Below are 13,650 nucleotides of genomic sequence, written 5' to 3' on the forward strand. Positions count from 1 at the left end.
TGCCATGATCCGTATTTTTGCAGCCACGATTGCGACCCTTCTGTTGGCCCTGCCCGCGCAGGCGTTCGAGACACAGGCCCGCGCGGCATATGTGGTCGACCAGACCACCGGCACCGTGCTGCTGACCAAGAACGCGGATGAACCGCTGCCGCCGGCCTCCATGTCGAAACTGATGACGCTGTATATGGCGTTCGAGGCGATCGAGCGGGGCAAAAGCAATGGCGGGCTGGATCTGACAGAGGAACTGCCCGTGTCGCAGCACGCCATGTCCTACGGCGGGTCGACCATGTTTCTGGACACCACCGACCGCGTAAAGGTCGAAGACCTGCTGCGCGGCATCATCGTGCTGTCGGGCAATGACGCCTGCGCCGTGATCGCCGAAGCGCTGAGCCCCGATGGGTCAGAGGCCGGTTTTGCCCGCCTGATGACCCAGCGGGCGCAGCAAATGGGCATGACCAACTCGACCTTCGCGAACTCCAACGGCTGGCCTGCCGCCGGTCACCGCATGTCGCTGCGCGATCTGGGGCTGCTGGCCACCCGCCTGATCGAGGATTACCCGCAGTACTACCCGATGTTCTCGCAGCGCGAATTCCTGTTTGACGGGCGCGCGCCGCAAAACAAAACCAACCGCAACCCGCTGCTGGGGCTTGGTATCGGCGCGGACGGGCTGAAAACCGGCCACACCGAAGAAGCGGGCTACGGGCTTGTCGGCTCTGCCAAACAGGGCGACCGCCGCGTTGTGTTTGTTCTGTCCGGTCTCGAAAGCGCCGCGGCCCGCGCACAGGAGTCGGAATCGATTGTGAACTGGGCCTTTCGCCAATTCTCGCAACGGTCCATGGGCAAAGCCGGCACAATGATTGCCGAAGCCCCCGTGGCGCTTGGGGCGCAGGGTGCCGTTGGCCTTGAACTGGAAAGCGATCTGTCGGTGCTGGTGCCTGTGTCCGGCGGCAGCGATGTCTCGGCCGAGGTGGTTTATACCGGCCCGCTGCGCGCGCCCATCACCAAGGGCCAGAACATCGGCGAACTGGTACTGACCCGCGGTGATCTGCCAGAGGTACGTGCCCCGCTGGTTGCCCGCGACAGCGTTGCCGCAGGGGGGTTCATGGTCAAACTTGAAGCCGCCGCCCGCCATCTGCTGACCCGGTTGAACGAAGGGCCAGAGGCCGCTTCGTGAGCACCGCGGCCAAGGGCCTGTTCATCAGCTTCGAAGGCATCGACGGCTCGGGCAAATCGACCCAGACCAAATTACTGAAAGACCGGCTTGAGGCCGACGGGCATCAGGTCGTGCTGACCCGCGAACCCGGCGGCTCCCCCGGGGCCGAGGAAATTCGCGCCTTGGTCTTGCAGGGCGATCCCGACCGTTGGTCCGCCCGAACCGAGATCCTGCTGTTCACCGCCGCCCGTCGGGATCACCTTGAACGCACGATCCTGCCTGCGCTCGAGGCGGGCAAGATCGTGATCTGCGACCGCTTTGCCGATTCCACCCGGATGTATCAGGGGCTCAGCCGGGGTGACCTGCGCGGTGCCGTGGATCAGCTGCACAGCCTGATGATCGGCGTCGAGCCCGATGTCACCGTCCTGATCGATATGGACCCCGGCGAAGGGCTCAGCCGCGCCTTGTCGCGCAACACGGTCGAGGAACGGTTCGAGGATTTCGGCGAAAGCCTGCAGGTCGCCATGCGCGCCGGCTTCCTGTCGCTTGCCGCTGAATTCCCCGATCGTTTCGTCACCATCAATGGCGCACAATCCATCGATGCGGTGGCGGCGGATGTGTTTGCGCAGGTGCGCCCGCGTCTTGATGCGCGCTGACCCCTTTTCCTGCCGCCGCAATCTGCTAGACCACGTGACATGAGTGATGACGCCCCCCAGCCCGACCGTATCGACGGCGCGCGCCACCCGCGCGACACGCCGCAGCTTTTCGGCCAGTCGGCGGCAGAGGCCGCGTTCCTCGATGCGTTCAACTCGGGCAAGCTGCATCACGGCTGGCTGCTGACCGGCCCGCGTGGCGTGGGTAAGGCCACATTGGCGTGGCGTATTGCGCGGTTTTTGCTGGCCACCCCCGATGCGGAGGACGGCGGCATGTTCGACACCCCCGCCCCCACCAGCCTTGATATCGATCCCGACCACCCCGTCGCCCGCCGTATTGCGGCCGGGGGCGAAGGCGCGCTGAAGGCGATCACGCGCTCTGTTGACGAGAAAACCAAACGGCTGCGCAAGCAGATCGTTGTGGATGACATCCGCAAGCTGAACGGGTTCTTCCAGATGTCCGCTGCCGATGGCGGGCGCCGTGTCGTGATCGTCGATGACGCCGACCTGATGAACCCCAATGCTGCGAACGCGCTGCTCAAGATGCTGGAAGAGCCGCCCGCCCGCGCAATCATGCTGCTGATCAGCCACCGCCCCTCCGGCCTGCTGCCCACCATCCGCTCGCGCTGCCGGACCCTGCGGCTTGGCACCCTGACGCCGGACGATATGGCGCAGGCGCTCGGGCAGTCCGAGGTGGATATTCAGGGCGATCCCGCAGCGCTCGCGGCGCTTTCCGGCGGATCTGTCGGCGGCGCGCTGTCCCTGTCGCTGATGGGCGGGCTCGCGATGTATGGCGAACTGGTCGCCCTGCTAGATACGATGCCGCGGCTGGACCGCGCCCGCGCGCTCAAACTGGCAGAGGCCGCCGCCGCCCGCGGAGCCGAAGAAAAACTGTCGCTGCTGTTCACGCTGGTGGATCTGCTGATGCTGCGATTGGCCCGCACCGGTGCTCTTGGCCGCCCACCCGAAACCGCCGCCGCTCCGAACGAGGCCGCGGTGCTGACCCGCCTGTCGCCTACCCCCGCCCAAGGACGGGTCTGGGCCGAGACCGCGCAAGACATCGGCACCCGCGCGCGCCACGGGATGGCGGTCAACCTTGACCCTGCCGCACTGGTCCTAGATACCCTGTTCAAGATGGGCGACGCCGCACCGCGCTAGCCCACGCAAGACGAACAGGCAGGACCCCAGGCATGACAGACAGCACCCGCGACATTCACCCGATCACCGACAGTCACTGCCACCTGGACTTTCCCGATTTCGACGGTGAACTGCCCGATGTGATCGCCCGCGCCCAAGCCGCAGGGGTGACACGCATGGTCACCATCTGCACCAAGCTCAAGAACGAACCCGCCGTGCGCGCCATTGCCGAGGCGCATGCCCCGGTTTTCTACGCCGCCGGCACCCACCCTATGAGCGTCGCGACAGAGCCGATGGCCAGCTATGACGATCTGATGGCGCTGACCAAACACCCCAAGATGGTGGGCATCGGCGAAACGGGGCTGGATTACCACTACACCGCCGACAGCGCCGAGGCGCAGCAAGCCAGCCTGCGCACCCATATCGCCGCCTCACGTGACAGCGGCCTGCCCCTGATCATCCACGCCCGCGACGCCGATGACGATATGGCCCGTATCCTCAGAGAGGAACATGCCAACGGGGCCTACCCTTGCGTGATGCACTGCTTCTCCTCGACGCAGGCGCTTGGCCGTGCGGCGCTGGATCTGGGGTTCTACCTGTCGATGTCGGGCATCACCGCCTTCCCCAAATCCCAGGACCTGCGCGACATCTTTGCCGATGCCCCGCTGGACCGGATATTGGTCGAAACCGACAGCCCCTATCTTGCCCCGCCGCCCCATCGCGGCAAACGCAACGAACCCGCCTTTACCGCCCATACGGCGCGGCGTGGAGCTGAAACTTTCGGCATCGATTATGCCAGCTTTGCCGCGCAGACGCAGGCGAATTTCGACCGGCTGTTTACCAAGGCCGCCCAATATCAGGACGCCGCCTGATGGCCGAGATGAAGATCACCATCCTGGGCTGCGGCTCGTCTGGCGGGGTGCCGCGCCTTGGCGGGCACTGGGGGGCCTGCGATCCGTCCAACCCCAAGAACGCCAGACGCAGATGCTCTATCCTGGTCGAGCGGATCACGGATGCGGGCACGACATCGGTGCTGATCGACACCTCCCCCGATATGCGCAGCCAGCTGCTTGATGCGGGCGTCGGACGGCTGGACGCGGTGCTTTATACCCACTCCCACGCCGATCACGTGCACGGGCTGGATGACCTGCGGATGATCGTGATCAACATGCGCCAACGTCTGCCGGTCTGGGCCGACACGCCCACGCGCGAGGCGCTGCTGGACCGTTTCGGCTACGTGTTCATCCAGCCCCCCGGATCGTCCTACCCGCCCATCCTCGAGATGAACCATATTGACGGCGACGTGGTGATCGACGGGCCCGGTGGCACGCTCTGCTTCACGCCCTTTCTGGTGAACCACGGCGGGATGGATGCGCTTGGCTTCCGCGTCAATGATGTGGCCTATCTGCCCGATGTGGCGCAGATCCCCGATGACATCTGGCCCCACCTCAAGGGCCTGCGCTGCTGGATCGTCGACGCGCTGCGCCGCGACCCGCATCCAACCCACAGCCACCTGGCTCAGACCCTGGACTGGATCGAACAGATGGCACCGCAAACCGCTGTGCTGACCAATATGCACAACGACCTCGACTATGACACGCTGGCCGCGGAAACCCCCGACCATATCGAACCCGCCTTTGATGGCATGACCCTGAGCTTTCCGGTCTAGCCCCCGCCCGCGGGGTCCGGACTTCATTTTGCCCTATAAACTCCACGGGGGCGTGGGGGTGTGGCCCCCCCACTCCGACAGCGCCACCCGCACCCAAGGCCATATCTCTCGTGCAAACGCTTCTCGAAGTCATCCTGCCCGTCTTCCTTGTTATCGGCTTTGGCTATGTCTCTGTCTGGCGAGGGTATTTTCCGGTCTCGGGCATCGACGGGGTCATGCGGTTCGCGCAAAGCTTCGCGATCCCCTGCCTGCTGTTCCAATCAATCGCGCATCTGGATCTATCGGCCTCTTTCGACCCGCGACTGCTGTTCAGCTTCTACACCGGCGCGGCGGTCTGTTTCACGCTGGGTCTGTTCGGCGCGCGCATCCTGTTCAAACGCGACTGGGAAGACTGTGTGGCCATCGGGTTCTGCAGCCTCTTTTCCAACTCGGTCCTGTTGGGGCTGCCGATCACCGAACGCGCCTATGGGCCCGAGGCGCTGATCGGGAACTTTGCGATCATCGCCATCCACTCGCCCTTTTGCTACGGGCTGGGGATCACGGTGATGGAGTTCGTGCGCAACCGGGGCCAATCCGGTCCGGCTTTTGCGCGCAATGTGGCGCGGGCGATGTTCCACAATCCGCTGGTTCTGGGCATTCTCGCGGGCTTTGCCGTGAACTTTAGCGGGCTGGCGATCCCCGGTGTGATCGACGACGCGCTGTCGCTGATCGTACGCGCTGCCCTGCCCGCGGCGCTCTTTGCCTTGGGCGGCGTGTTGATCCAGTACCGCCCCGAGGGCGACAGCAAGACCATCGCCATGGTCTGCCTTTTGGCGCTGATCGTCCATCCCGCGATTGTCTGGTTCATGGGCAGCGGCTTTGGCCTGCCGCAGGATCTGTTCCGCTCGGGCGTGCTGACGGCAGCGATGGCACCGGGGTTCAACGCCTATATCTTCGCCAATATGTATGGCCGCGCGCGGCGGGTCGCGGCAAGTTCGGTGCTGGTGGCAACGGTGGGGTCGGTGCTGACCGCGTGGCTCTGGCTCAGCGTGCTGCCATGATGACCGTGCTCTATTCTTTCCGGCGCTGCCCCTATGCCATGCGCGCGCGGCTGGCGCTGCGGTCGGCCCGCCAGCAGGTGCAGCTGCGCGAGGTCGTGCTGCGCGACAAGCCCGCCGCCTTTCTGGCGACCTCGCCCAGTGGGACGGTGCCCTGTCTGGCGCTGGATACGGGCGAGGTCATTGACGAAAGTCTCGACATCATGATCTGGGCCCTGCGCCGACACGATCCCGAAGGGCTGCTGCAGATGCCTGACGCGGGATGGGACTGGATCAACCGCTGCGACGGGCCGTTCAAACAGGCACTGGACCGCACGAAATACGCCACCCGCTACCCCGACGCCGATCCGGAGGCAGAGCGGGCCAAAGCCGCCGCTCATCTGACGGCGCTGGACGCGCAAATTGGCACCTATATTTTCGACACCCCCAGCCTTGCCGACATGGCCATTGCCCCCTTCGTGCGGCAGTTCGCCTTCATCGACAAACCATGGTTCGACGCGCAGCCTTGGCCCCGGTTGCAGGCGTGGTTGGACCGGTTCCTGACCTCGCAGGCCTTTGCCGCCGTGATGGATAAATACCCGCAATGGGCAGAGGGCGACGCGCCTACGGTCTTTCCCGCCTAGGCTGACAAACCCTTCGCCCCGCCCCCGCGTACGCTGCATCGCGGCACAAGTTACCCTACGTCACAAAGCCGCGCCGCCACCCTGACAGCCGTCAGGCAGGTTGCCACAGCGGCGTGCACACTCCTAACCTTGGGTCGTGGTCCCACCGGATCACAACAACCGGGAGGAGATATAATGAATCATTTTAAATCAGGTCTGGTCGCCGGGGCGCTGGCCCTTGGCACCGCCTTTGCCACCCTAACCCCCGCATGGGCCCAAGAGCTGCCGCGCGGCGATGCGACCGCCTTGGGGTTCGACCCTGACCGACTGGCGCGGATGGATGCCACCTTTGGCGCGCTGGTGGACAAGGGGATGACGCCGGGGGCCGTGCTGATGCTGATCCGCGACGGTCAGATCGCGCATCTGTCCACCATGGGCAAACGCACCCCCGACGGGGAGCCGATGACCGAAGACACGCTGTTCCGCATCTACTCCATGACCAAACCCATCACATCCGTCGCCGCGATGATGCTGGTCGAAGAAGGCAAACTGCTGCTGAACGCGCCCGTCTCAACCTATCTGCCCGCCTATAAGACCCTGACCGTGGTCACAGGTGAGAAAGACGCCGAGGGCAAGCCCGTGACCCGCCCCGCCAAAGGCGTGATGACCGTCCGCGACCTGATGCGCCATACCTCGGGGCTGACCTATGGCTTCTTCGGGGCCGGTCCCGCGCGCGAGGCCTATAACGCGGCCGGGGTCGCCTCGCCCGAGAACACGGCGATCGAACAGGCCAATCTGCTGGCGTCCCTGCCGCTGGAGCATGACCCCGGCACCACATGGGAATACTCCCGCGCGACGGATGTTCTGGGCGCGGTGGTAGAGGTCGCCTCAGGCCAGACGCTTGAAGAATTCATGAAGGCGCGTATTTTCGACCCGCTGGGGATGGAGGATACGGCCTTCTACATTGATGACGCTGCGGATTTCCCGCGGATCGCCGAACCCTTCGCCGATCAGGCCAAACTGGGCAGCCGCGATGTTTTTGACCCGCGCGTGCGCAAGCCGAACCAGTCGGGCGGCGGCGGGCTGATGTCCACGGTGCATGACTACGCAAAATTCGCGCAGATGATGCTGAATGGAGGAGAGTTGAACGGTACGCGGCTGCTGTCGCCTAAGTCGGTGCAGCTGATGACCTCGAACCACCTTGAGGGCATCAAACCCGGCAAATACTACCTGCCCGGCCCCGGCTACGGCTTTGGTCTGGGGTACGGTGTGCGACTTGAAACCGGCAACGCCCCGTCAATGGGCTCCGCCGGTGAATACAACTGGGGCGGTGCCGCGGGAACCGGCTATCACGCGGATCCTGCCGAAGATATGATCGCGCTGCTGATGATCCAGTCGCCCGCCAATCGGGGGCCACTGCGGCTGATCTTCAAGAACCTCGCCTTTAGCACGCTGGCCGACAGCCGCGTCGACGATTGACCTCGCGGGGCCACGCGCCCTGCCCCATACCCTCGCACAAAAGGCCCCTGACGTCGGGGCCTTTTGTCGTTCAGCACGACAGATCGCTGGCTTGCGACAGGGAAACCCCCTAAAATTTCACACCGGCCATTGTCAGCGGGATGGTCCGCGTTACGTCATCGCTTTGATTATAAAGGGTTCACATTGTGGCAACAGAAACACTCGGCGCGCTAAATCCTGTAACTGCGATCGCATTGGTCGGCGCGATCGGGGTGGGGTCTCAATGGATCGCATGGCGGCTGCGCATGCCCGCGATCGTACTGATGCTGGTGGCCGGCATCCTGATCGGGCCGGTTCTGGGCATCTTCGACCCCGCACGGGATATCGGGCCGTTGATGGGGCCGATGATCTCTATCGCCGTGGCGATTATCCTGTTCGAGGGCGGTCTGTCGCTGAACTTTCACACGCTGCAGGACGCGGTCGGCGGTGTCCGGCGGCTGGTCTATATCGGCGCGCCCCTTGGCTGGCTGATGTCGGCGCTGTCGCTGCATTATGTGGCGGGGCTCAGCTGGTCCAGCTCTGCCGTCTTTGGCGGGATCATGATCGTGACCGGCCCCACGGTGATCGCGCCGCTGTTGCGCACCGCGCGGCTGTCGCGCCGCCCTGCCACCCTGCTGCAATGGGAGGCGATCCTGAACGACCCCATCGGCGCGCTGGCCGCCGTGCTGGCCTTCGAGGTCGTCATTGCGCTGAACACCGCCACAACGGCGTCCGAGGCGATGCTGGAGCTGTTTATCGGTGCCGCCGTCGCCACGGCCGCTGGTGTCGCTGCGGGGATCGGCCTGTCGCGCGCCTTCAAACGCGGCTGGGTGCCCGAGTATATGAAGGTGCCCGTGCTCTTTGCCCTGCTGCTGGGGGTCTTTGCCGCCTCCGATGCCGTGCTGCATGAAAGCGGGCTGCTGGCGGTGACCATCATGGGGATCGTGATCGCGAACTCCAAACTGCCCAGCTACGAGGAAATGCGCCGCTTCAAGGAACATGCCACCGTGCTGCTGGTGTCGGGCGTGTTCATCCTGCTGGCCGCAGGGCTGGATGTCGAGGCGCTTGGCAATCTTGACTGGCGCGCGGCGGCCTTTGTGGCTGTGGTGGTGCTGGTCGCACGGCCTGTGACGGTGTTTATCTCGCTCGTCGGGTCGGGCATCCCGTTCCGCGAAAAACTGCTGGTGGCCCTGACCGGACCGCGCGGCGTCGTGCTGGTCGCGGTCGCGGGGCTGTTTGGCGAACGCCTGCTGAGCCTCGGGTTCGAGGACGCCGCCCTGATCGCGCCGCTTGCCTTTGCGCTTGTGGCGGTGACCGTGGTGGTCAACGGCTTCACCCTCGCCCCCTTTGCACGGCTTTTGGGGCTGACCGGTGCGGACACGCCCGGCGTGGTGATCATCGGCGGCTCGGACTGGACAACGCAGCTGGCCGAAGTGCTCAAGAAAGCGAAGATTCCGGTGCTGATGACCGACCCCAACTTCATCCGCCTGCGCAAGGCGCGTGCGGCGGGGATCGATACATTTTCGGGCGATATTCTGTCAGAAGCGGCAGAGCAGCGCGTGGAACTCGTCAGCTATGCCACGCTGATCGCTGCCACGGATAACGACGCTTACAACACGCTGGTCACCACAGACCTGGCACCGGAATTCGGCCGCGAGAATGTGTTTCAGGTGATGCGCGAGAAATCCGAAAGCAGCCGCCACCAACTGCCCCGCACCCTTGGCGGCCGGCCCTTGGGGCTAGAGGCGACACATGCGGAACTGCGTGATCTGATTGCCCAAGGCTGGCGCTTCCGCAGCACGCGTCTCTCCGAGGAGTTCACGCTGGAAGACTGGCGCGCCGAAAGCCCCGAGGCGCGGTTGCTCGCCCAGATCACCGCCAGCGGCGAGATCAAGTTCATGCGCAAGAACGAGGAGTTCAAAGGCGGCGACGGCATCCATGTTATCGCTCTGCGCCCGCCGGAAGAGTGATCAAACCACACCGACCCGCGCAGCATACTATCTGCGCGGGAATTTCAGCTTTGCATTAACCTTAATTGGACCATTTTTTCGCCACACCGGTCAGGCAGTTGCTTCAGTCATGTAGGTAACCAACTGAAAAGGCAAATCTATGTTAATAAGTTCACTTTTCTCTGGCGGCAGCCAGCAGTCTCAGCCCAAAGGGGCCGAGAAACAGAAAGATAAGTCCGAGACCGGTAACACCGAAAAGAACAACGCCAAAGCCAAAGACGAACAGCCGGCCGCGCAAGAGACGCAGCCCACCGCTGAAACTGCCCCTGCGCAGTCGTCTCAGGCCGCCGCCCCTGCGCAGAAAGCGCAAGCCCCCGCTGCGGAGGCTCCGGCCCCCGTCGCCCCAACCCCGATTGCCACCTCGGACGCCGAAGACAGCGGCATGAGCGAGGCGCAAGCCCGCGCCGCAGCCGAAGCCCGGATCGAAGCCGCACAGGCCCGCAGCCTGATCGACTCGATTGCGCCGGTCAGCAGCTCGCCCCAGCAGGCCAGCAAATCCTACCTGTCGGCCTTGCTGAAATCGAACGCGCCAACCGAAGCCGCATCAACGGCCAAATCCGCCGCTGAGCCCGTCGCCGACAAGGCCGACAAAGCGCTGAAAGCCGCCGCGTAACCCACGCAGCCCCGCCGCGCCCGAACACCCTTCGGGCGCGGCGCATGGTCCACGGCCAAGACAGACATCAAAACGCAGGCGCTGAAGCGCGCGAATTATGCATGATTATCAATGAGTTGAAGTGGTGCGGGTGAAGGGACTCGAACCCCCACGCCATAGGCGCCAGAACCTAAATCTGGTGCGTCTACCAATTCCGCCACACCCGCATTGCGCGTTCAGTATCAAAGAAATTTCCCAGTGGCGAGGGGGAAAAACGCGCATGACGTATAGTTTTTCTCACCTGCCACGCGTGCCTGCACCCGACGGCCGCTAGAGGTCCAGCGCCTTGAAGATGCGGGGGATTTCTTCGACCAGATCTTCGGCGATCAGCCCCGGTCCGAACTGACGTGCTGCCTCTACATGCAGCCACGTGGCGTATTGCGCCGCCTCGAAAGGCGCGATGCCGCGGGCCAGCAGACCGGTGATCATGCCCGACAGCACATCCCCCGCGCCTGCGGTGGCAAGCCACGGGGCCGCGCGATCGCCCGTGCCGTGATGCGCCGCAACGCGGCCGTCGGGATGCGCGATCAGGGTGGTCGCCCCCTTATACAGAACAACCGCCCCCGCCTTTTGTGCCGCCATCAGACAGACCTGCGCCTTATCGGCGTCACCCTCGGATATGCCCTTGAAAAGACGCGCGAACTCTCCGCCATGCGGGGTTAGCACGCAGTGCGGGCCAAGGCGCTCCCACAGGGTGGGCTCCTGCGCGATCAGGGTCAGCGCGTCGGCGTCCAGCACGCAGGGCTTGCCGCATTCAAGCACTGCCCGCACCAGCGCCACATGGGCCGGTTCAAGCCCCAAGCCCGGCCCGATGCACAGCGCCCGCACGCGTTTGTCACCGGCCAGATCTGCCAGATCCTCGGGGCCTGTGACGCGCGACAGCATCAGGGCGGTGATCTGCATCGCCACCTCCATCTGCGCGGCGGGCGGTACGGCCAGTGTGACCAGCCCCGCCCCCATCCGCAACGCCGCACGCCCGGACAGCCGCGCCGCACCCGTGCGCCCGGCCCCACCGGTCACGACAATCGCATGCCCGTGGTCGAACTTATGCCCCTGCCCCTTGGCCAATTGATCAAAGTCCAGCGTGTCTGCGGTGATGGCAATCGATTGCATGGCAGCCCCTTTCCGGTCCGTCTTTTGCCCAAAGATAAACCACCTGCCCAAGCGATAGCCAAGCCTGCCAGCACATGGATTTTCAAAATGCACATATTTTAATCGCAGCGCACATAAAACAGCCGATGCGCACAAATTTTCGCCTCTTTCGGTGGACTCCATCGCGCGTCTGGTAGACCGTCGGCCCGCACGGTGAGATGACACCGATGTAGACCGAAAATCACCCGTCTGGCAGGGAGGCCTCAGATGAAAAAGATCGAAGCTGTAATCAAGCCGTTCAAGCTTGATGAAGTCAAGGAGGCGCTCCAAGAGGTTGGCGTTCAGGGCCTTAGCGTTATCGAAGTCAAAGGCTTCGGGCGTCAAAAGGGCCATACAGAATTGTACCGTGGCGCTGAATATGTCGTGGATTTTCTGCCCAAGGTAAAAATCGAAATCGTGTTGGACGACGATCAGGTAGACGCCGCCATCGAGGCCATCGTATCGGCCGCGAAGACCGAAAAGATCGGCGACGGCAAAATCTTCGTCAGCCCCATCGAACAAACAATCCGCATCCGTACCGGCGAGACCGGGTCAGACGCGCTTTAATCGAATTTACGAGATTCAAGAAAAGGATATCATCCAATGAGCACCAAGGACTTCCTGAAGAAGATCAAGGACGAGGACATCGAATACGTTGATGTACGTTTCACCGATACACGCGGTAAACTGCAGCACGTTACAATCGTCTCCGATCTTGTTGACGAAGATTTTGTCGAAGAAGGGTTCATGTTTGACGGCTCCTCCATCGCGGGTTGGAAAAGCATCGAAGCCTCCGACATGAAGCTGATGCTCGACACGGACACCGCTTATGTTGATCCGTTCTATGCCGAAAAAACCATCTGCGTGCACTGCTCTGTTGTAGAGCCCGACACCGGCGAAGCCTATGAGCGTGACCCCCGTGGCACCGCGCAAAAAGCCGAAGCCTACCTGAAAGCCTCCGGTATCGGTGATGTGGCCTATATGGGTCCGGAAGCCGAATTCTTCCTGTTCGATAACGTCAAATTCTCGAACTCGATCAACAAGGTATCCTACGAAGTTGATGCGTCCGACGCGTCCTGGAACACCGACACCGACTATGAAATGGGCAACATGGGCCACCGCCCGGGCCTCAAGGGCGGCTACTTCCCCGTGAACCCCACGGACGAAGCACAGGACCTGCGCGCCGAAATGCTGTCGACGATGAAACGTCTTGGCATGAAGGTCGACAAACACCACCACGAAGTGGCGTCCTGCCAGCACGAACTGGGCCTGATCTTCGGCACGCTGACCGAACAGGCGGACGAGCTGCAGAAATACAAATACGTGATCCACAACGTGGCGCACGCCTATGGTAAATCCGCAACCTTCATGCCCAAGCCGATCTATGGCGACAACGGCTCCGGCATGCACGTGAATATGTCGATCTGGAAAGACGGCAAGCCCCTGTTCGCAGGCGACAAATATGCCGACCTGAGCCAGGAAGCGCTGTATTTCATCGGCGGCATCCTGTCCCACGCGAAATCGCTGAACGCCTTCACCAACCCGGCGACCAACAGCTACAAGCGTCTGATCCCCGGTTTCGAAGCCCCCGTTCTGCGCGCTTATTCCGCACGCAACCGCTCGGGCTGTGTCCGTATCCCATGGACCGAATCCCCCAAGGCAAAACGCGTAGAGGCCCGCTTCCCCGATCCGGCGGCAAACCCCTACCTGTGCTTTGCCGCGCTGCTGATGGCCGGCCTTGACGGGATCAAGAACAAGATCGATCCGGGCGAAGCCATGGATAAAAACCTCTATGATCTGCCCGCCGAAGAACTGGCCGATATCCCGACCGTTTCCGGTTCCCTGCGCGAAGCGCTGGAAGAGCTGCAGTCGGATATGGATTACCTGCTGGCCGGTGACGTCTTCACCAAAGACCAGATCGAAGGCTATATCGAACTCAAGATGGAAGAAGTGCACAAATACGAGCACACCCCCCACCCTGTTGAATTCGGCATGTACTACAGCTGCTAAACGCGGTCCCCACCCGGACGGGTGGCCAGACCAACAGCAAAGGGCGTCCCTATCGGGGCGCCCTTTCGCTTGGAATGCGTCTTGCTATTTGAAGTTCGAA

13 protein-coding genes and 1 tRNA gene are annotated in these 13,650 nt (G+C 63.1%); 12 read left to right on the plus strand and 2 right to left on the minus strand.

Annotated elements, in window-relative coordinates; all coding sequences use genetic code 11:
• Positions 1-4 precede the first annotated feature (4 nt).
• From ACNQ62_RS06375 to ACNQ62_RS06420, 10 genes are all read left to right on the plus strand, one after another.
• Positions 5-1,174, plus strand: a complete 1,170-nt coding sequence (locus ACNQ62_RS06375; protein WP_005852693.1) for a D-alanyl-D-alanine carboxypeptidase family protein — start codon at positions 5-7, stop codon at positions 1,172-1,174.
• Positions 1,171-1,809 (plus strand): dTMP kinase, encoded by a 639-nt coding sequence (gene tmk, locus ACNQ62_RS06380; protein WP_037943958.1) that lies wholly within the window; start codon positions 1,171-1,173, stop codon positions 1,807-1,809. Before ACNQ62_RS06375 ends, tmk begins: the two co-directional genes overlap by 4 nt.
• 39 nt (positions 1,810-1,848) lie before the next feature.
• The gene (locus ACNQ62_RS06385; protein ID WP_064216861.1) at positions 1,849-2,964 is read left to right on the plus strand and encodes a DNA polymerase III subunit delta'; all 1,116 of its coding nucleotides are present in this window, start codon (positions 1,849-1,851) and stop codon (positions 2,962-2,964) included.
• Between the two features lie 32 nt (positions 2,965-2,996).
• The gene (locus tag ACNQ62_RS06390) at positions 2,997-3,815 is read left to right on the plus strand and encodes a TatD family hydrolase (protein ID WP_009826687.1); all 819 of its coding nucleotides are present in this window, start codon (positions 2,997-2,999) and stop codon (positions 3,813-3,815) included.
• Entirely contained in the window at positions 3,815-4,612 is a 798-nt protein-coding gene (locus ACNQ62_RS06395; RefSeq protein ID WP_418094448.1) for an MBL fold metallo-hydrolase, read from the plus strand. The genes ACNQ62_RS06390 and ACNQ62_RS06395 overlap by 1 nt, the downstream gene beginning before the upstream one ends.
• A 110-nt stretch (positions 4,613-4,722) precedes the next feature.
• Positions 4,723-5,652, plus strand: coding sequence for an AEC family transporter (locus tag ACNQ62_RS06400; RefSeq protein ID WP_005852681.1), 930 nt, complete (start codon positions 4,723-4,725; stop codon positions 5,650-5,652).
• Positions 5,649-6,272, plus strand: coding sequence for a glutathione S-transferase (locus ACNQ62_RS06405; RefSeq protein ID WP_418094449.1), 624 nt, complete (start codon positions 5,649-5,651; stop codon positions 6,270-6,272). The genes ACNQ62_RS06400 and ACNQ62_RS06405 overlap by 4 nt, the downstream gene beginning before the upstream one ends.
• Positions 6,273-6,446: 174 nt before the next feature.
• Positions 6,447-7,730 (plus strand): serine hydrolase domain-containing protein, encoded by a 1,284-nt coding sequence (locus ACNQ62_RS06410; protein ID WP_418094450.1) that lies wholly within the window; start codon positions 6,447-6,449, stop codon positions 7,728-7,730.
• Between the two features lie 185 nt (positions 7,731-7,915).
• Positions 7,916-9,718 carry a cation:proton antiporter gene (locus ACNQ62_RS06415; RefSeq protein ID WP_418094451.1) on the plus strand — a complete coding sequence of 601 codons (1,803 nt, stop codon included), beginning with the start codon at positions 7,916-7,918 and terminating at the stop codon, positions 9,716-9,718.
• Positions 9,719-9,857: 139 nt separating this feature from the next.
• Positions 9,858-10,370, plus strand: a complete 513-nt coding sequence (locus ACNQ62_RS06420) for a hypothetical protein (RefSeq protein WP_418094452.1) — start codon at positions 9,858-9,860, stop codon at positions 10,368-10,370.
• 122 nt (positions 10,371-10,492) lie between these two features.
• Here the strand turns inward: ACNQ62_RS06420 and ACNQ62_RS06425 are convergent.
• Together ACNQ62_RS06425 and ACNQ62_RS06430 are read right to left on the minus strand one after the other, a co-directional pair.
• Positions 10,493-10,576: transfer RNA gene (locus ACNQ62_RS06425), tRNA-Leu, on the minus strand.
• A gap of 103 nt (positions 10,577-10,679) precedes the next feature.
• Positions 10,680-11,522 (minus strand): NAD(P)H-hydrate dehydratase, encoded by an 843-nt coding sequence (locus tag ACNQ62_RS06430; protein ID WP_418094453.1) that lies wholly within the window; start codon positions 11,520-11,522, stop codon positions 10,680-10,682.
• A gap of 246 nt (positions 11,523-11,768) precedes the next feature.
• Between ACNQ62_RS06430 and ACNQ62_RS06435 the strand changes: the two genes are divergently transcribed.
• Both ACNQ62_RS06435 and glnA read left to right on the plus strand, forming a co-directional pair.
• On the plus strand, positions 11,769-12,107 hold the full coding sequence (locus ACNQ62_RS06435; RefSeq protein ID WP_005852659.1) for a P-II family nitrogen regulator: 339 nt from the start codon (positions 11,769-11,771) through the stop codon (positions 12,105-12,107).
• 36 nt (positions 12,108-12,143) lie between these two features.
• Entirely contained in the window at positions 12,144-13,550 is a 1,407-nt protein-coding gene (glnA, locus tag ACNQ62_RS06440; RefSeq protein WP_005852657.1) for a type I glutamate--ammonia ligase, read from the plus strand.
• Positions 13,551-13,650 lie beyond the last annotated feature (100 nt).

Origin of the sequence: Sulfitobacter sp. SBS6 (assembly GCF_048285585.1) — a bacterium.
Classification (GTDB): domain Bacteria; phylum Pseudomonadota; class Alphaproteobacteria; order Rhodobacterales; family Rhodobacteraceae; genus Sulfitobacter; species Sulfitobacter pontiacus.